This is a genomic window from Agrobacterium sp. CNPSo 3708 (assembly GCF_028674915.1).
Taxonomy (GTDB): domain Bacteria; phylum Pseudomonadota; class Alphaproteobacteria; order Rhizobiales; family Rhizobiaceae; genus Agrobacterium; species Agrobacterium cavarae.
The window spans coordinates 287,793-307,076 of sequence record NZ_JAQZSF010000001.1; the positions used below are offsets into that span (position 1 = coordinate 287,793).

A 19,284-nucleotide genomic window follows, 5' to 3' on the forward strand; every position below is an offset into this window, starting at 1 on the left:
ACATCTCCTTTTGGAAAATCCTTGGGCTCCCGATCATGCTCGGGAGAACTCCCTCTCCAAACGCCGGAGGGGGCAAAAGGATGCAGTGTCGCCTGGAGGAAGCGCGCCGCGCTCGCACAAAAGAAAAAGGCGACCGGATGGCCGCCTTTTCGTTGTTGTGACCTGTTTCGCTCAAGCGGCCTTGGCAGCCTTGGCGTAGGGGTCGAAGCGACCGTAGAAGGTCTCACCCTTGGCAGCCAGATCCTTCAAGAGTGGCGTCGGGGCAAAGCGCGGGCCGTATTCAGCCTCGAGCTTTTCTGCCAGCGCTACGAAGTTCGCAACACCCATGCCGTCGATGTAGGACAGAGCGCCACCGGTATAGGGCGCGAAGCCGAAGCCGAGGATGGAGCCGACGTCAGCCTCACGCGGATCGGTCACAATGCCCTCTTCCATGGTGCGGGCCGCCTCCAAGGCGACAGTGACGAGGAAGCGCTGCTTCAGCACGTCCATGTCAACGTCTTCCGGCGCCTTCTGCGCGTAGAGGTCCTTCAGGCCGGGCCAGAGGGACTTCTTGGCGGGCTTTGGCGGATAGTCGTAGAAGCCCTTGGAGTTCTTGCGGCCGAAACGGCCTTCGTCTTCCACCAGCTTCTTGACCAACTCCATGTGGCGCGGATCGACGGCCTTGTCTCCAAGATCCGCAGCCGTGGCTTTCAGGATCTTGTAGGACAGATCGATTGCCACCTCATCGTTCAGCGCCAGCGGGCCGACCGGCATGCCGGCGAACTTCGCGGCGTTTTCGATCATCGTCGGCGGCACGCCTTCGATCAGCATTTCATAGCTTTCCGCCATGTAGCGCAGCACGCAACGATTGACGAAGAAGCCGCGCGTGTCGTTGACGACAATCGGGGTCTTCTTGATCTTGGCGACGTAATCCAGTGCGACGGCGAGCGCCTTGTCGCCGGTTTCCTTGCCGAGGATCACTTCGGTCAGCATCATCTTCTCGACGGGCGAGAAGAAGTGAATGCCGATGAAATCCACCGGGCGCTTGGAGTTCTTCGCAAGGCCGGTGATCGGCAGCGTCGAGGTATTGGAGGCAAAGATCGCGCCTTCCGGCAGGACTGCTTCCACCTGTTCGATGACGGCCTTCTTCACGTCGCGGTCTTCGAAGACGGCCTCGATGACCAGGTTTGCGGTCTTCAGTGCGTTGTAATCCGACGTCGGGGTGATGCGCGCGAGGACCGCGGCACCCTCCTCCGGCGTCATCCGGCCCTTGTCGACCGAACCCTTGACCAGACCTTCACAGGTGGTCTTGCCCTTGGCCGCGGCTTCCTCGTCGCGGTCGATCAGCGTGACGTCGAGACCTGCGGCAGCCGTGACATAGGCGATAGAGGCGCCCATGAAGCCGGCACCGACAACACCGACATGCTTCAAGTCGCTCTTCGGCTGACCGGCGGGGCGGCGTGCGCCCTTGCCCAGTTCCTGCATGGAAATGAACAGCGAGCGGATCATCGCGAAGGCTTCCTTCGAGCGAAGGATCTCGGTGAAGTAGCGCTGCTCGACCTTCAGTGCGGTGTCGAAGGGCAATTGCAGGCCTTCATACACGCATTTCAGGATGGCGAGCGCGGCCGGATAGTTGCCGGCGCTTTCGCGGCGCAGGATCGCCGGTGCGGCTGGCCACAGCTGTGCTGCCGCTGGCGTCCAGATGCCGCCACCCGGTGCCTTGAAGCCTCGTTCGTCCCATGGAGCGACCGGCTTCAGACCATCCTTGATCATCTGTTTGGCAGCCGAAATCAGCTGATCCGGCTCAACAACCTGATGCACGAGGTTCATCGCCTTGGCGCGCTGGGCAGTCAGAGACTGGCCGGTCGTCATCATCTGCAACGCCGACTGCGCATCGGTCAGACGCGAAACGCGCTGCGTGCCACCGGCGCCGGGGAAGATGCCAACCTTGACTTCCGGAAGCGCGATTTTGACGCTCTTTGCGCTCGAAGCCACGCGGCCATGGCAGGCGAGCGACAGTTCGAAGGCGCCGCCCATGCAGGTGCCGTTGATGGCGGACACCCAGGGCTTGCCATTGGTTTCGATCTTGCGGAAGAGACCATTCATCTTGCCGACCAGATCGAAAAGCTTCTGGGCTGCTTCATCCGGGTTCTTCGTCTTCTCTTCGTGGTAGAAGGAGAACATCGACTTGATCATGGAAAGATCGGCGCCGCCAGAGAAGGTGCTCTTGCCGGAGGTGAAGACCACGCCTTTGACGGCTGCGTCCGCAACCGTCGCATCGACGATGGCGTTCAGCTCTTCCATCACCTCGGCGGTGAAAACATTCATGGATTTTTCCGGCATGTCCCAGGTCACGAGGGCAATGCCGTCTGCATCGGTTTCGATTTTGAAATTGGTGTAAGTGCTCATTGTGGGATTCCTCTTCCCTGAATTCTCTTTTCGGTCAGTACAGCCAGACGGCGAGGCCGAAGCAGACAAACACAAGAACGAGAAAGACGATCAGACCTCTGCTTTCGGCACGACTGGTCTTCATGTCTTCCTTGGTCAGGACGCGGGTCGATCGCTCGTAATCCTGCGCCATGTCCTTATCGAGATTGTGCAGAAGCTGTTGCTGCTCAACCTCGGTCTTGGGTCGTTCGTAAACCTCCCGCCGCATGGCCAGTCACTCAAACCCGCTCGATCACCGTCGCGGTGCCCATGCCTGCACCGATGCAGAGCGTGACCAGCGCAGTGTTGAGATCGCGGCGTTCCAGCTCGTCGAGAACCGTGCCGAGGATCATGGCGCCCGTGGCACCGAGCGGATGACCCATGGCGATGGCGCCGCCATTGACGTTCATCTTGTCGTGGCTGATGTCGAAGGCCTGCATGTAGCGCAGAACGACGGCGGCAAAGGCTTCGTTGAGTTCGAAGAGGTCGATGTCGGCAATCGACATGCCCGTCTTTTTCAGAAGCTTTTCCGTCACGTCCACGGGACCGGTCAGCATCAGTGCCGGATCGGACCCGATATTGGCGAAGTGCCGGATGCGCGCGCGGGGCTTCAGACCCATGCTTTCGCCGCCGGCCTTCGAACCGACCAGAACAGCGGCCGCACCATCGACGATGCCTGACGAGTTGCCGGCGTGGTGGACGTAGGTGATCCGCTCCACTTCCGGATGCGCCATGATGCCGACGGCTTCGAAGCCGCCCATTTCACCCGGCATCTGGAAGGACGCGTTGAGCGAGGCGAGCGCCTGCATGTCCGTGCCGGGGCGCATATGCTCGTCACGGTCGAGAATGGTGATGCCGTTCTGATCCTTGACCGGAACGACGGAGTTCTTGAAGTAGCCGTTTTCCCAGGCGTGCGCGGCACGCTTCTGGCTTTCCACCGCATAGGCATCGACGTCGTCGCGCGAGAAGCCGTATTTCGTGGCAATCAGATCGGCGGAGACGCCCTGCGGCATGAAATAGGCAGGGAAATTGACCGAAGGGTCCATGTACCAGGCACCGCCCGACATGCCCATGCCGACGCGCGACATGCTTTCCACGCCGCCTGCAATGACGATTTCGTCCGATCCTGCCGCAATCTTGCCAGCGGCGAAATTGACGGCATCGAGTCCCGACGCACAGAAGCGCGAGATCTGCATGCCCGGCGCCTTGGTGGAGTATCCCGCCTCGAAGGCAGCCGCCTTCGGGATCACCGCACCGGCATCCATGACCGGATCGACACAGCCCATGATGATGTCATCGACGGTCGCCGTATCGAGTCCGTTCCGGTCGCGGATCGCTTCCAGCGTCTTGGCGGCAAGACGAACGGACGGCACCTCGTGCAGGCTGCCATCCTTCTTGCCGCGTCCGCGCGGGGTGCGGACGTGGTCATAAATAAAAACGTCGGTCATGTCTCATCTCCCTGTGGCAGGTGACTGCCTGAAAATTGTTGGAGGCCGCATGCGGCCTCCTGATCCGTTTCAGAACGCTTCGGCAGCGAGTTCCATCATCGTGTCGCTGCCAGCTTCGATGCGGGTCTTGCGCAGCGCCGTTTCCGGCATCAGGCGTTCCATGAAGAAGCGGGCCGTGACGAGCTTGGCCTTCAGGAATTCCTCGTCGGAAGAACCGGAGGCCAGCGAAGCCTGGGCCGCCTTCGCCATACGCGCATGCATGTAGCCGAGGACCACCAGACCGAAGAGATGCATATAGTCGGTGGAGCCGGCACCGGCATTGTCCGGCTTTGCCATGGCATTCTGCATAAACCACATGGTTGCAGCCTGCAGATCGTTCAAGCCCTTCTTCAGGCCCTTGGTGTAGACGACCAGATTTTCGTCCGCGCGGTTTTCTTCGCAGAAATCGCCGATTTCCTTGAATAGCGCCATAACGGCGCGGCCACCATTGAGACCAAGCTTGCGACCAACCAGATCGAGCGCCTGGATGCCGTTGGCACCCTCGTAAATCATGGTGATGCGGGCATCGCGCACATACTGGCTCATGCCCCATTCTTCGATATAGCCGTGACCGCCATAGACCTGTTGAGCGGCAACTGCGTGGTCGAAGCCCTTGTCGGTCAACACACCCTTGACGATCGGGGTGACGAGGCCGAGCAGGTCGTCTGCCGCCTGGCGTGCCGCCTCGTCGGTCGAACGATGTGCAATGTCCGATTGCAGCGCGGTCCACAGCAGGAAGGCGCGGCCGGCTTCGTTGTAGGCGCGGATCGTCAACAGCGAACGACGGATATCGGGGTGAACGATGATCGGATCCGCCTTCTTGTCCGGATGCTTGGCACCGGAGAGCGAACGGCCCTGGATACGATCGCGGGCGTAGTTTGCAGCGTTCTGGTAAGCGATCTCGCCGATCGAAAGACCCTGCAAACCGACGCCGAGGCGCGCCTCGTTCATCATCACGAACATGGCCGAAAGGCCCTTGTTCTCTGCGCCGATCAGGTAGCCGGTCGCGTCGTCATAGTTCATGACGCAGGTGGCGTTGCCGTGGATGCCCATCTTGTGCTCGATCGCGCCACAGACCGCGCCATTGCGCTCGCCAAGCGAGCCATCGGCATTGACCAGGAACTTCGGCACGATGAAGAGCGAAATGCCCTTGGTGCCTTCCGGTGCGCCCTCGATACGGGCGAGCACCAGATGGATGATATTGTCCGTCATGGAATGTTCGCCGGCGGAGATAAAGATCTTCTGGCCGGAGATCTTGTAGGTGCCGTCACCCTGCGGCACGGCCTTGGTGCGCAGCAGGCCGAGATCGGTGCCGCAATGCGGCTCGGTCAGGTTCATGGTGCCGGACCATGTGCCGGCCACCATGTTGGGCAGATAGGTCTGCTTCTGCTCATCCGTGCCGTGAACGAGGATCGCGGCAATCGCGCCCTGCGTCAGGCCGGGATACATCATCAGCGACAGGTTGGCAGACGACATGAATTCGCCGACGGCGGCGTGCAGCGTGTAGGGAAGCCCCTGCCCGCCATACTCGGCAGGCACGGCCAGACCGCTCCAACCGCCTTCACAGTAAGCGTCATAGGCCTGCTTGAAACCGTCCGGCACGGAGACCGTGCCATCTTCGGCGCGCTTGCAGCCTTGCTGGTCGCCGGAAAGATTGAGCGGGAAGAGTTGCTCTTCGGCAAGCTTTGCAGCCTCGCCGGTAATCGCCTCGATCATATCCGGCGTTGCGTCTTCGAAACCGGGCAGGTTGTTGTAGCGCTCCAGACCCAGAACGTCGTTGAGAATGAAAAGAGTGTCCTTAATAGGGGCCTTGTACACAGGCATTACCGATGTTCCTCCGCATCGTTCGCCGGACCTTATCCGACCTCAAGATGAGCTCACAATATTTGACGTGCGCGTAAACGTCAAATGTCTTTGGCGAGAATTTTCCCCTCATCACTATTTGCAACAATATCGTGTATACCGCATCAAGTTTCGCGCAAGGATAATCATGAAGAAAGTATTAAAGCAGTAAATTCTAATTAACTCTTAATTAACCATAGATAGGCAATTGTCCTGTTTTAAGGAAGTGCTTCGGAAACGACGCAGTTCCAGAGGAGAAGAACGGCATACCCCTTTCCAGTCGGTGGAAGGGTCAAACGGCAAAGACGAAGCGAGCAGCAAGATGAGCGGATTGCGATCGAATTCCCGAGGACAGAGTGACAGATCGTCGCTGGACGCGCTCAATCGCACCATCGAAGGCCTGGAAGCACGGCTTGAAGACCTGCTGGGCGGGCCGATGGAAAGAAGCCGTCGCGAACCACCTGCCGAACGCCCGCCGGAGCGCGCGCCTGCACCGCCTCGTCCCCAGCGCGAACCAAGCTCTCGCCGATTCGATCCCGTCGATGAAATTCGCCGCCGTCAGCAAGCGCTCGATGACCGCTGGAGCCGCGACGCCTATGAAGCGCCGCAGCCTGCCCGCAGCGCGATGCAGCAGGAACAGCGCCGTTATGACGATCAGGATTACCGTGCCTCCACCGCCATTCCGGCCTATCGCACGCGACCGGCAGCTCCGGTAGAAGCAGCGCGTGTCGAGCGCAGCCGCCCTTCACGCGCACCAGCCGCCCCAGCACCGGCCTCGCAGGGCGATGCAGCGTTGCGCGAAGTGGCCGAAGCACTCGTCAACCTGCGACAGGAATTGAAGAACGAACTCTCCGAAGGCGTTGCGCGCGAGATGCAGGGTGTGCGCAGCGAATTGCGCAACATCCGCTCCTTTGCCGAAAACCAGGATTTCGCCGAGGATATTCGCGAAGACGTTGCCCGGCTTGCCGCGAGCATCGACCGCCTCAGCACGACGTCCGGACCGGAATCCCAGGCACTGCGCTCCGAGGTCGAGGAACTCCGCTCGCTGGTCGAGCAGATGGCTCGCCAGGACAGCATGCACAAGATGGAGCGTCGTTGGGACGAGGTCGAAGACACGCTACGCGGTTTCGACCAGACTGCGCTGAAGGAAGAGATCGTCGCGCTCGCCTATCGTCTTGACGACATCAAGAGCGACCTTGGCAATGCCAATAACAACCCGGCCATCCGCGCGCTGGAGGACAAGCTCATCACCATGGCGGGCTTCGTCGAGCAGTTGGGCCGCCGCATTCAGCCGAACGAGAATGTTCTCACCGAGCATTTTTCCGGTGTCGATCAGCGTCTGGACGAAATCAGCCGCGCGATCGCCGCGACCTCCAATCGTGCTCACCATTCGCCAGATGCCGCGTTGATGGAACGGCTTGAGACCCGCCTCAACGGTCTTTCGGGCCAGCTTGACCAGCTGAAGGACATGAGTGCTGAGAAGGACAAGCCGTCCGAGGCCCTGACGGGCCGTCTCGACGCGCTGGCAAACCGCATTGAGGAGCTGTCATCAGACCGCCACATCTCGAAGCTTACCGAGCAACTCGACCAACTCTCTGCCTATCTGGAGCAATCCAAGCGCACGCCGGCGCAGCCTGAACTGACGTCGTTCCTCACCGATATTTCCAAGAAGATCGATCTGCTCGGCAATGGTGCGGTGAATGACAAGCTGGCCGAGCGGCTGGACAAGATTGCCCGGCGTATCGACGATATCGATACGCGTCCGGCATCCGGCAAAAACGCGGCCTATGATTCTGCCTTCCTTCGCCTTGAAGACCGCCTCGGCAAGATCGCAGCCAAGCTCGACGAAACAACCCGCTCCAGCAATACCGATCCCGGCGCGCTTGCGAGCCTCGAGAGCCACATCGCCAATCTGTCCTCGATGCTAAACGAGCAGAGCCACGCCCAGCCCATGGGCATGCCGCCTGAGCTTGATGCGCGGATGAGCGCAATCGAAGACTATATGGCGTCCAATGACGAATATATCATCGAGGCTGCACGACAGGCAGCGGAAGCGGTGCTGGAAGCTCACACGCGCAACAACCTGGCGCAGACCGCGAGCCCAGCGGACATGGTGCTGCTTTCGGAACTGGCAAACGACCTTCGCAAACTCGAGGGCCTGAGCCGCAATACCGATGAACGCACCCACCGCACCTTCGAGGCTCTACACGAAACCCTGTTGCAGATCGCAAGCCGTCTGGATGCGCTGGATGATCGCCGCGCGCCCGAGCCTGCCTATGAGCAAGAGCATTCGGCCTCCAATTCTCCAATGCCTTTCGCCAGCTTCTCGGAGGAAAGTCTCTCCTCGCTGGCAGCTGCGACCGCCACATCTTCCTTCGATACGGATACGGCTACCGCCTTTGCGCCTCCCGCAGCGGCCAAACCTGTCGCCGAAGAAAAGCAGGGCCTCCTTGCCAGCCTGACCCGCCGGTTCAAATCGGGCGCAGCCAGATCCGAGGGTGACGCGTCTGCCCCTGCAAACGGGCGCACCAACGTCAACCCGGCGCCGGCTCTCGATCCGATCGATTTTCTCTCGTCCGACGATGAGAATGAGCTTCTGGAGCCCGGCACCGGCGCCCCGGACGTGAAGAAGATTCTGGAGCGGGTTCGCGCCAGCCAGAATGCTCAGCGTGCCGGCGACAAGGACGGCGACAACCGCGCCGATTTCATCGCAGCTGCACGTCGTGCGGCCCAGGCCGCCGCACTCGAAACCATGCCAGAAAGGGCGACAAACTCCGGGTCGGCAAAAAGTGGCCGCAGCCCCAAGGGCGCGTCCATGCTGGCGCGCTATCGTCGCCCACTTCTGCTCGGCATTGGCGCCATTCTTCTGGCGATGATGGCCATGCCCATGGTCAAATCGCTTGTTGGTTCCGACACACCGCCCGCTCAACGGGTGACGACGAGCACGAACGACGCTGAGCCCGGCGTTGTATCGTCCGCAATTCCGGACGTTACCAATCAGGCCGTTACAGAGCCCTCCACCGCCCCGGTTGACGAAACCGCTCAGGCGGCAGCCGACCGGATGCAGAGCGATGCCGACAGACAGGGGCATTTGATCGACACGCGGCCGATTGGCGGCGCACCTCTGCCGCAAGAGGCGCCTGCCATCAATGTCGCAGCACCTCACGGCGAGATGGCTGTGGCCGAGCAGCTAAAGCAAAGTGTGACACCACAGACCGACACCGTTGGCGCCCACTCCAGCGAGGCCGCACCGCAGACTGAAACGACCATTGCCGTCCCGGCGGGCCTCACGCCGGCTTCTCTGGCAGAGGCCGCAGGCAAAGGCGACGCGCTGGCGCTCTTCGAAATCGCAGTACGCTATACTGATGGCGTCGGCGTTCAGGCGGATCGCGCAGAGGCAGCCAAGTGGTACAAGCTTGCGGCGGACCGTGGCTTCGCACCGGCGCAATATCGTCTCGGCAACATGTATGAGAAGGCAAATGGCGTCGAACGCAATCTGCCGGAAGCCAAGCGCTATTACGAAATGGCCGCCAGCCAGGGCAATGCCGGCGCCATGCACAATCTCGCCGTCCTGCTGACATCCGACGCGGCAGGCCAGCCCGACTACAAGGCCGCTGCAGACTGGTTCATCAAAGCGTCCGATCTCGGCGTTCGCGACAGCCAGTTCAACCTCGCCATCCTGTACGCGCGCGGCAGCGGCGTTCAGCAGAGCCTGGAAGAGTCCTACAAGTGGTTCGCCATTGCTGCCCGCGATGGTGATGCCGATGCAGCCCAGAAGCGCGACGATGTGGCCAAGGCGATGAAGCCGGAGCAGCTTGCCAGCGCCAAGGCCAAAGTCGACGCCTGGAAAGTGACGCCGCTCGATGAAGACGCCAATTCGGTGAACCTTCCCGACGAGTGGACCAATGCCGGCGGCGTGAAGACCTCTTCGGTCGACATGCAGAAGGCAATCCGCAACATTCAGGCCATCCTCAACAATAACGGCTTCAAGGCCGGTGTGCCGGACGGAAAGCTTGGCAAGACCACGGTCGCGGCCATTCGGGATTTCCAGAAATCCGTCGGCCAGACTCCGGACGGTCGCATTACCGACGAACTGGTGACGGCGCTGCTCGCCCGCAACAAGTAATCGAACGAAAAACAGAGCTATTGGAAGGGCCGGGACGACAATGTCGCTCCGGCCCTTCTTCTTTTCAAATTATCAACGTATTTGCCGTTGAATGATTGACAGGTCGTGGCCTGCCGGGCATGACCAACGAAGGCCCTTAAAGCCTTCTTTCAGGACAGAGATTTGAATTGGCGGACAGGTGGCTTCGAGCCGACCGGGACGCCCGGAACCATTGCCAGAGGTCCGATTGTGACTGTCTATCTGCCCATCGCGGAATTGTCGGTGAATGTCTTCATCATCCTCGGCATGGGCGCGGCTGTGGGGTTTCTCTCCGGCATGTTCGGGGTGGGCGGCGGCTTCCTCATCACCCCGCTTCTGATCTTCTACAATATTCCTCCGGTTGTGGCGGTTGCCACGGGGGCAAACCAGGTCGTCGCTTCCTCGGTCTCCGGCTCCATTACCCATTTTCGCCGCGGCACGCTGGATGTGAAGCTCGGCTCCATGTTGCTGATCGGCGGCCTCTGCGGGGCGACCGTCGGTGTGTGGCTGTTCACTCTGTTGCGCAGTATCGGCCAGCTCGATCTGATCATTTCGCTTCTCTACGTCATTCTGCTGTCGACCGTCGGCGGGTTGATGCTGAAGGAGAGCATCTCTGCCATCCGCCGCACGGCGCGCAATGAAACCATTCCGCTGCGCCGTCCCGGCCACCATAACTGGGTGCATCGCCTGCCCTTGAAGATGCGCTTCAAGAAGTCGAAACTGTATCTCAGCGTCATCCCGATCATCGCGCTCGGCTTTGCCATCGGTATCCTGACATCGGTGATGGGTGTCGGCGGCGGCTTCATCATGGTGCCGGCGATGATCTATCTCCTGCGTATTCCGACCAACGTCGTTGTCGGCACATCGCTCTTCCAGATCATTTTCGTCACCGCCTATACGACGATCGTGCAGGCGGCGACGAACTATTCGGTCGATATCGTGCTGGCCTTCATTCTCATGCTGGCGGGTGTCATCGGCGCCCAATATGGCGTGCGTGTCGGGCAGAAGCTGCGCGGCGAGCAGCTGCGCGCACTTTTGGCGCTTCTGGTGCTGGCTGTCGGCATCCGCCTTGCCATCGGGCTTGTGGTGCGACCGGAAGATCTCTTTTCCGTTGCGGTCGGAGGGCTTGGCTATTGATGCGCGCTGCCCTACTTGCATCGTTGGTGGTTTTCTGCGCCGGTGCAGCTCTGGCGCAAACGCCCCCGCTCGCGGTCTCTCCAGACGCTCAGGGCAAGCCGCGGACGCTTCAAGAGAACATCGAGATCGGTGCATCGACGAATGAAATCTCGATCGCGTCGGATTTTCGCGGTGCGGATTTCACCATGTTCGGCGCGCTCAACAATGCCGACCAGTTGCTGCTTGCCATCGGGCAATACGACATCGTCGTCACGCTGGAGGGCCCGAACGAATATACGACCGTGCGTAAAAAGAGCCGGGTGGCGGGAATCTGGATCAATACCAGCGCCATCACATTCGCGCCCCTGCCGGAATCCTATTCCATGGCCAGCACCCGCAACATCAACGACATTGCCTCTCCCGGCACGTTGAAGGCCATGGGCCTCGGCGTCGAGCATCTTCCACTGAACAGCGCGGTATTTTCCGGCGTGCCGGACAATGTCTATGATTTTCAGGAGGCCTATCGCCGCCTGAAACTTGCCAGCGGCATCTATCGCAACGACACGACCGGGGTGCGGCTGGAGCGAACCGGCCTCTTCTGGGCAACGCTTCGCCTGCCCGCCAACGTGCCGAATGGCGTCCATACCGCCAGAGCCTACCTCTTCAAGAGCGGCATGCCTGTTGCCCAGCGAGAACTCAAGTTGCGCGTGGTAAAAACCGGCATGGAGCAGGCGATCACGAATGCTGCCCATCAGACGCCGGTCGTCTACGGTATTCTCTGCGTGCTGACGGCTGTGATCACCGGCTGGGGCGCAAGCCTGTTGTTCCGCAGGGACTGATTGCCACCTATCCCAGCAGGCTTCCAAACCGAACCGAATAGATCCGGTCGCGTCCCATCAGATGCGCAATCAGGTCCGCATGGTCAAAGAGGCCGCGCATGGCTTTATGGCGCAGATCGAGGCCGCCGCTCATGACGCCGAAGGCGGGCATCAGCAAGCGTGCGCCATCGGTGGCGAAGCATGGGCGGCGTACCGTCTTGTCGCGGCGGCGCACCGTGGCCGATGGATGAAGGTGGCCGGCGATTTCGCCTTTCGTGTCTATACCCTTCAGCTTCGGCTCATGGCGGAAGACAAGGTTGGCGTAGAACATCTCATCGACCGACGAGCCCGGCAGATCCACCGTTCCATCCGGATCATGGTTGCCGTTGATCCAGATCCATTCGCGGCCTCTTGCCATCTCCTTGATAATGTCGCGCAGCGGCAGCGGCAGATGTTCCGATCCCTTGCGGTCATGGAAATTGTCGCCGAGGCTGACGACAATCTTCGGATCGTAGCGGGCAATCAGCGAGGCGAAGATCTTCAATGTCGCGATCGTATCATAGGGCGGCAGCATCATACCGCGCCGCGCGAAGGCCGCACCCTTTTCCAGATGAAGGTCGGAGACGACGAGCAGCGACAGATCCGGCATGTAAAGGCCGCCCAGCGGATCGCACAGCGCCGCAACGCCATTGATGGCGGTTTCGGCTCCGAAGCATTCAAAGCCGGTGGACAATCTTTCACTCAAGGCAAGGCGGCTCAGCACGGCGTCTCGAATTCCCTAAGAGCAATCTTACTGCTCTCTCTTTTGTTTCCACGTATCTTCCGGCGCGGCCTTCGAAAGAAGCCTACGCCATCGCCTCGGCAATCAGCTCGTCGGCGGCTTCGGCCAGCACATCGTCTTGCGCCTGTCCCACAACCGTTTCGCGGCCGATTTCCAGCATAACGGGAACGGCAAGCGGGGAGACATGGTCCAGCGCACGGTGATGCGTGTGGCCTTTGATTCGCCTTAGCATATCGCCAAGTCGAGCAATGTCCAAAAGTCCGGCCGACGCATCGCGTCGCGTGGCTTCCAGCAGGATATGGTCCGGCTCATGGCTGCGAAGAACGTCATAAATAAGATCGGCCGACACCGTGACCTGCCGTCCGGTTTTCTCCTTGCCAGGATGACGGCGTTCGATCAGTCCTGCGATGACCGCACAATTGCGGAAGGTGCGTTTCAAAAGATAGGATTCATCCAGCCAGGCTTCGAGGTCGTCGCCCAGCATATCCTCATCCAGCAGGTCGGCAAGCGACAGCCGGCGCGATTGCAGGCGTTTGCCCATATCCTCCATCGCCCAGACGGCGAGTGAATAGTCGGTCGCCACAAATCCCATGGGCTTTGCCCCTGCCCGCTCCAGCCGGCGGGTCAGAAGCATGCCAAGCGTTTGATGCGCAAGCCGCCCCTCGAACGGATACATGACCATGAAGAAGCGCTTGCGAAACGGAAAGGTCTCGACCAGCAACTCGTCCCGCTTCGGGATGATCGACTTCTCCTTCTGGATCGCCAGCCAGTCGCGCACCTGATCGGGCAGCGTATGCCAACGCGAGGGGTCGGCGAGCATGGAGCGCACCTGATCTGCCAGATAGGTGGAGAGCGGAAACTTGCCCCCGGCATAGGAGGGGATCTTCGGGTCCATCGAAAATGCCTGGCTGACAAGGCATTCATTTTCTCGGATACCTTCGAAGCGCAGCACCTTGCCGGCAAAGAGAAACGTATCACCTTGGACCAGTTGCTCGAGGAAATGCTCTTCCACCTTGCCCAGCGACATGCCGCCACGGCCGACCGTGCCCTTGGCGTTGCGCTTCACCATCCGCACGTTCAGCTCTGCCGCCTCGACGATGGTGCCGAGGTTCAGGCGATATTGTTGCGCGACTTGCGGATTGGAGACACGCCAGCGCCCGTCCTTCATCTGGCGAATGCGGGCGTAGCGTTCATAGGTGCGCAGCGCATAACCGCCGGTTGCGGTGAAGTCGACCACGCGGTCGAACATCTCGCGTGACAGGTCGGCGTAGGGCGAGGCGCTGGTGACCTCGCGATAAAGCTCATCCGCATCGAAAGGCTCGGCGCAGGCCATGCCGAGCACGTGCTGCGCCAGCACATCCAGCGCGCCTTCTGCAATCGGGGGAGTATCCTGCGCGCCGATGTAATTCGCATCGAGCGCCGCGCGGCATTCCATCACCTCGAAGCGATTGGCAGGAACGAGGATCGCCTTGGAGGGCTCATCCATGCGGTGGTTGGCGCGGCCGATACGCTGTGCAAGGCGGCTTGCGCCCTTCGGAGCGCCGACATGCACGACGAGATCGACATCGCCCCAGTCGATGCCGAGATCGAGCGTGGAGGTGGCGACGACGGCGCGCAGCTTGTTTTCGGCCATCGCCTGTTCCACCTTGCGCCGCTGCCCGGCATCCAGCGAGCCGTGATGGAGCGCAATCGGCAGGTTGTCGTCGTTGATCGTCCAGAGTTCCTGGAAGATTCGCTCGGCCTGCGAGCGGGTATTGACGAAGATCAGCGTCGTCTGATGGTCTTTGATTTCAGGATACAAATCCTGCATGGCGTAGCGGGCCGAATGGCCCGACCATGGAATACGCTCCTCCGTCTGCAAAATCGCAATATTCGGTTTCGCGCCGCCCTCGACGGTGATCAGCCCCGCCGGTGGTTCGCCTTCCACCTGTGGTGCGAGATAGCGCTGTAAATCCATCGGATCTGCCACCGTTGCCGAAAGACCAATGGTGCGCATGGCAGGCGCATGGCGGCGGATGCGGGCGAGCGCCAGCGACAAGAGATGGCCGCGCTTGGAGGTGACGAGCGAGTGCAACTCGTCCAGCACCACATATTTCAGATCCTTGAAGAAGCGCTCTGCCTCTTTGTTGGCGAGCAGCAGCGAGACCTGTTCGGGCGTGGTCAGAAGAATATCCGGGGGTTTGAGCTTCTGTCGCTGGCGCTTGCCCTGAGGGGTATCACCGGTCCGGGTTTCCACCGTAATCGGCAGGCCCATTTCCGAGACCGGCTTCATCAAGTTGCGCTCGATATCGACGGCGAGCGCTTTCAGTGGCGAGATATAGAGCGTGTGGACGCCGACAAAGGCAGAGCCCGGTGGCACCTTGCCACGCTCGGCCAGATCGGTCAGCGATGCCATGAAACCGCCAAGCGTCTTGCCGGCACCGGTCGGCGCAATCAACAGCATGTTTTCCCCGCCCCGTGCCTGGGCGGACAATTCCAGCTGATGCGCACGCGGACTCCAGCCCTTCTCCGCAAACCATTTCTGGAAGGGCAAAGGCAGTGTTCCGGCGCTTTTCGCTAAGATTGGCGGATCGATGTGTTTCACCCCTCTAAGGTAGTGAAACTCTTCCAAAAAAGAAGAGCCTTTAGACGCCGCTTGACAGAGCCACATAATCGCGGATAAATAATATCCATGATTATGGAGGTGACCCGATGAAGATGAGCGATGGCGTCGAACAGGCCATCCACAGCGTTGCAATGCTTGCCTCGCTTTCGCCCGACGGCGTACTGTCAGCGGCGGCATTGGCAGAGTTTCATGGCGTCTCGACCAGCTACCTGCTGAAGCACCTTCAGTCGCTCTCAGGTGCTGGTATTCTTTCGACAGTGCCCGGGCCGAAAGGTGGCTACAGGCTGGCGAAAGAGCCCGAGGAGATAACGCTTCTCGATATCGTGCTTGCGGTGGAAGGCCCGGCACCGGCTTTTCGCTGCGCCGAAATCCGGCAACGAGGTCCAAACCCGCTGCCTGACCGCTATTTCAGCAAGCCATGCGGCATCAATGCCGCCATGCTGAAAGCGGAGAGAGCCTACCGGGCAGAGCTTGCCAAGACCACCGTTGCGGATATTCGTACTGACCTCGCCCGCGCAGACGATGGCGGCATTGCCGCACGCGGCTGCGCCTTTCTGGAGCTGAACGAGCGCAAGACGACGCGCTGAAACAAGGACTTCTTTCAATTCCATAACGGACAGGCCACCGCCTGTCCGAACGATGACGCATGACCACAAGCAACCAAGGAGAAACGACTATGGAAATGAGACTGAATCACACCAAAGCATCGCCCGAATCCTACAAAGCCCTTCTGGCGCTCGAAACATTCGTGCAAAATTCCGGGCTGGAGCGCCGCTTCATTCACCTCATCAAACTACGCGCATCCATCATCAATGGCTGCGCCTATTGCGTGGACATGCATGTGAAGGAGAGCCGCCGCGACGGGCTTTCGGAGCAATGGATCAACCTGATGAGCGTATGGCGGGAATCGACCGTCTACACGGCGCAGGAAAGAGCCCTGCTCGGCTGGGTGGATGCGGTGACGAAGATTGCCGAGACCGGCGCGCCGGATGGTGATTTCGACGCGTTGAAAGCGCATTTCAGCGAAGAGGAGATCGTCAAGATCACGCTTGCCATCGGTACGATCAACACCTGGAACCGCATTGCCGTCGGCTTCAGAATGCAGCATCCGGTCGATGCCGCCGCCAAGGCTGCCTGACACTCTCAATCGAAGCGACCGTTACATGGCGATGTAGCGGTCGTTTCTGTGATTGATGGCGATGACCAGGTTCATTACCAATGCGCCAAGAACCGAGCAAAGAATGACGAAGGGCGTGGCGATGAAGAAGGAGGCCAGCAGCACCATGCCATCGAAGGCCAGCTGAATGAAGCCTGCCCGCCAACCGAAACGATCCTGCAGATAGAGCGCCAGAATACCGAAACCGCCGAGGCTGGCGCGGTGGCGGAAGAGCGCCAGCATGCCTGCTGCGACCGTCAATCCGCCGAATAGCGCAGCGGCGATGGGATTGATCGATTGGAAGGCGAACAGTCGCGGCATCATGTCGGACAGCACCGCCGTCAAGGCGATGGCGCTAAAGGTCTTGACCGTGAATGCGGGTCCAAGGCGACGAAAGGCAAGGTAGTAAAAGGGCAGGTTGACCAGGAAGAAGACAAGACCAAAACGCATGTCCGTTGCATAGTGAACCAGGAAAGCGAGGCCTACGGTTCCGCCTGTCAGCAGACCGGCGGCGGAAAACAGGGTGACGCCGAGAGAAGCCAACATGGCTCCGGCAAGAACACCCTGAACATCTTCCAGCAGAGAATGCCGGTCGGGTGTCGTGGCCCACAGCCTTGCACGGTTTTTCCAGATCATATCGCGCATTGCCATCCCCACGATTTCGACAGCTTTCCTTGCGCCACGCCGGGCCAGATTTCAAGCGTCAGCGCACCACGATGTAGCGGTCGGAGCGGTGATTGATGGCCAGGAACATGTTTAGGAAGAAGGCACCAACGATGGAGTAGAGCACCGTCTTCGGTTCGATGACCGCAAAGGCGGCGATCATCACACAGGTGTCGAAGGCAAGCTGGATCAGACCGGCACGGATGCCGAAACGATCCTGGATATAGATGGCCAGAATGCCGATGCCCCCCAGGCTGGCACGGTGGCGGTAAAGCGCAAGAAGACCGTAACCGAGGAGAAGTCCGCCGAGAATGGCAGCCCAAAGCGGATTGACGCTGTCAATCACCATCCAGCGCGATTCCAGTTCCGTCAGGACCGATACCAGCCCGATCGAGATGAACGTTTTCACCGAGAAAGCAAGGCCGAGGCGACGGAAGGAGAGGTAGTAGAACGGCAGATTGACGAGGAAGAACAACAGGCCAAAGCTGATGCCGAAGGCGTAATGGATAAGAAACGCGACGCCTGCTGTGCCACCGGTCAGGAGGCCGACCTTGTTCAGGATGTAAAAGCCAAGCGCCGAGACAATGCTCCCGGTGACGATACCCTGCACGTCCTCGATCGGTGAATGCTTGGCCGGGTCCACACTCCACATGCCATAGACGCTTCTGGTGAATGCCATGCGAAATCCCCTCGACAGGACCTGATTTTGTTGATGGTCTCCGCGTCGTCATCACAAGCTACCAGCGGCGGAGATGCGGTTATTTTGCACTGCAAAATGGCGCTCGACAACCGCTATATGTCAGCCTTCCTGACCAATCGATAAAATGGCAAGAAACGAAAAGATCAGGCGGGTTTTGCGGCAAGAAACAGAATGCCGGAAAGTGGTTTTCCGGCATCCTTGCGAATGGTTGTTTTTTGGATTTGCAGGATCTCCATGCCAAAGGTGGCAAGAAGATTGCTCACATAGGTTTGCGAGTGCGCGTAGCGGAGCGAGGGCTGAAGGACGAAACCCTCCTCCTCACCCGCATCTTCGACCGAAAAGGCGAAGAGGCCTCCCCGCTCAAGCAGGGCCAGAACCAGCGGCATGACCGTCTCAAGGCTGCCGAGATACATCATCACGTCGGCAGCGGCGACGAGATCGGCCCGGCCTTTTTGAAGGCCATCGGCAAAGAGGCCGGATGTCTCCTCATCAAGAGAAAGATCGGCCTGCGAGAGATGGTGGTAGATGCCCTTCTCTTCCGCCTTTGCCAACATGTTGGTGGAAATGTCGAAGCCTTCCAGGCGTTCGGTCCAGTCGCGGATTTCAACACCCAGCAATCCTGTGCCACAGCCGATATCGACCATGCAGCGAAAGCGCTCGCCACTTGGGCGCGCCGTTTCGATGAGAGCCGCCAACTTCTCCGGCACGCTGTAATCGAGCTTCTTCACCAGCGAGGTTTCGAACCGATCAGCATAGTCGTCGAAAAGGCCCTCCACATAGCGGCTCGGTGGCTGCTCGGGCGTTTCGGCTGCGCCCAGTACTGCAAGCTTCAGAGGGGCTGCGAATATTCCCTCCTCGTCAAGCTCGGCGACCTTTTCATAAGCCTTCACTGCATCGTCCTGCCGACCCGCCTTTTCGCTGTACTCGCCCAGTCGAAACCAGCCTGCTGTCCAAAGTGGGGCAAGTTCCAGCGCCTGTTCGATCAATTCCGCGGCAGCCTGGTGGTCGCCGCTTTCTGCCAGCATGCGGGCGTAATCGGCACGACGATCAGCAATGACGTCGCCGGAAGAATGCTGGTTCTGGGCCATTCACGAATTTTTCCTGAAAGAGGTGGGCTCTCTTTCATCAAGCCATAAAAAAACTCAAGTCCTATTTCATCGCAAAGCCCGGATCGACGGTGTAAACACCGCGATGCTTGCATCGAAGCGCCGCGCTTCATATGTCTTGATCAAGGTTTGAAGGTGTTTGTCATCATCCCGCGGATACGGGTTTGTTCGATGACAGGCTGTAGGAGATTTGCTGATGGCCGGTGAGGTCAACAAGGTGCTGGGTGACAGCGTTGGGCGCACGATCGTCAAGCTGCTGGTGATATCGCTGGTCGTCGGATTTCTGATGGCCGTCTTCGGGCTGACGCCGTGGAGCATCATCTATGGTGTGCGCGACTTCGTTATGAACATCTGGTATTCGGGCTTCCACGCGCTTGGCAGCATCGGCGACTATCTTCTGGCGGGCGCGGTCATCGTCATCCCCGTCTTCATCGTCCTCAGACTTCTAAGCTTGCGTTGA

15 protein-coding genes are annotated in these 19,284 nt (G+C 59.9%); 6 read left to right on the forward strand and 9 right to left on the reverse strand.

Translation table 11 applies throughout. From position 1 onward, the window contains the following. Positions 1-171: 171 nt before the first annotated feature. The 4 genes from PVA19_RS01300 to PVA19_RS01315 form a co-directional block, all read right to left on the reverse strand. On the reverse strand, positions 172-2,388 hold the full coding sequence (locus PVA19_RS01300) for an FAD-dependent oxidoreductase (RefSeq protein WP_274100920.1): 2,217 nt from the start codon (positions 2,386-2,388) through the stop codon (positions 172-174). 34 nt (positions 2,389-2,422) lie between these two features. Then, positions 2,423-2,635, reverse strand: coding sequence for a hypothetical protein (locus tag PVA19_RS01305; protein ID WP_274100921.1), 213 nt, complete (start codon positions 2,633-2,635; stop codon positions 2,423-2,425). Positions 2,636-2,645: 10 nt separating this feature from the next. Then, entirely contained in the window at positions 2,646-3,854 is a 1,209-nt protein-coding gene (locus PVA19_RS01310) for an acetyl-CoA C-acetyltransferase (protein WP_113259892.1), read from the reverse strand. Between the two features lie 69 nt (positions 3,855-3,923). Beyond that, entirely contained in the window at positions 3,924-5,717 is a 1,794-nt protein-coding gene (locus tag PVA19_RS01315; protein ID WP_113259891.1) for an acyl-CoA dehydrogenase C-terminal domain-containing protein, read from the reverse strand. 340 nt (positions 5,718-6,057) lie between these two features. Between PVA19_RS01315 and PVA19_RS01320 the strand changes: the two genes are divergently transcribed. From PVA19_RS01320 to PVA19_RS01330, 3 genes are all read left to right on the forward strand, one after another. Beyond that, positions 6,058-9,861: a peptidoglycan-binding protein gene (locus tag PVA19_RS01320; protein WP_274100922.1), complete on the forward strand. Its 3,804-nt coding sequence runs from the start codon at positions 6,058-6,060 to the stop codon at positions 9,859-9,861. Positions 9,862-10,089: 228 nt separating this feature from the next. Then, complete coding sequence (locus tag PVA19_RS01325; protein WP_062427292.1) at positions 10,090-11,016, forward strand: sulfite exporter TauE/SafE family protein; 927 nt, start codon at positions 10,090-10,092, stop codon at positions 11,014-11,016. Beyond that, complete coding sequence (locus PVA19_RS01330) at positions 11,016-11,834, forward strand: TIGR02186 family protein (RefSeq protein WP_062427014.1); 819 nt, start codon at positions 11,016-11,018, stop codon at positions 11,832-11,834. The genes PVA19_RS01325 and PVA19_RS01330 overlap by 1 nt, the downstream gene beginning before the upstream one ends. A gap of 7 nt (positions 11,835-11,841) precedes the next feature. On the opposite strand, the gene pdeM is transcribed toward PVA19_RS01330, so the two are convergent. Next, positions 11,842-12,576 (reverse strand): ligase-associated DNA damage response endonuclease PdeM, encoded by a 735-nt coding sequence (gene pdeM, locus PVA19_RS01335; protein ID WP_113259890.1) that lies wholly within the window; start codon positions 12,574-12,576, stop codon positions 11,842-11,844. A gap of 82 nt (positions 12,577-12,658) precedes the next feature. Continuing rightward, positions 12,659-15,244, reverse strand: a complete 2,586-nt coding sequence (locus PVA19_RS01340) for a ligase-associated DNA damage response DEXH box helicase (RefSeq protein WP_274100923.1) — start codon at positions 15,242-15,244, stop codon at positions 12,659-12,661. 41 nt (positions 15,245-15,285) lie between these two features. Here PVA19_RS01340 and PVA19_RS01345 point away from each other — a divergent pair, with 41 nt between their 5' ends. Together PVA19_RS01345 and PVA19_RS01350 are read left to right on the forward strand one after the other, a co-directional pair. Then, positions 15,286-15,786 (forward strand): RrF2 family transcriptional regulator, encoded by a 501-nt coding sequence (locus PVA19_RS01345; RefSeq protein WP_274100924.1) that lies wholly within the window; start codon positions 15,286-15,288, stop codon positions 15,784-15,786. 89 nt (positions 15,787-15,875) lie between these two features. Then, positions 15,876-16,337, forward strand: coding sequence for a carboxymuconolactone decarboxylase family protein (locus PVA19_RS01350; RefSeq protein ID WP_062427018.1), 462 nt, complete (start codon positions 15,876-15,878; stop codon positions 16,335-16,337). A gap of 21 nt (positions 16,338-16,358) precedes the next feature. Here PVA19_RS01350 and PVA19_RS01355 read toward each other — a convergent pair whose 3' ends face one another. From PVA19_RS01355 to PVA19_RS01365, 3 genes are all read right to left on the reverse strand, one after another. After that, the gene (locus tag PVA19_RS01355) at positions 16,359-16,991 is read right to left on the reverse strand and encodes a YitT family protein (protein ID WP_062445513.1); all 633 of its coding nucleotides are present in this window, start codon (positions 16,989-16,991) and stop codon (positions 16,359-16,361) included. 67 nt (positions 16,992-17,058) lie between these two features. Further along, positions 17,059-17,670, reverse strand: coding sequence for a YitT family protein (locus tag PVA19_RS01360; RefSeq protein WP_062427294.1), 612 nt, complete (start codon positions 17,668-17,670; stop codon positions 17,059-17,061). A gap of 191 nt (positions 17,671-17,861) precedes the next feature. Beyond that, on the reverse strand, positions 17,862-18,806 hold the full coding sequence (locus PVA19_RS01365; RefSeq protein WP_274100925.1) for a class I SAM-dependent DNA methyltransferase: 945 nt from the start codon (positions 18,804-18,806) through the stop codon (positions 17,862-17,864). Between the two features lie 214 nt (positions 18,807-19,020). Here PVA19_RS01365 and PVA19_RS01370 point away from each other — a divergent pair, with 214 nt between their 5' ends. Continuing rightward, complete coding sequence (locus PVA19_RS01370) at positions 19,021-19,284, forward strand: DUF6460 domain-containing protein (protein WP_274100926.1); 264 nt, start codon at positions 19,021-19,023, stop codon at positions 19,282-19,284.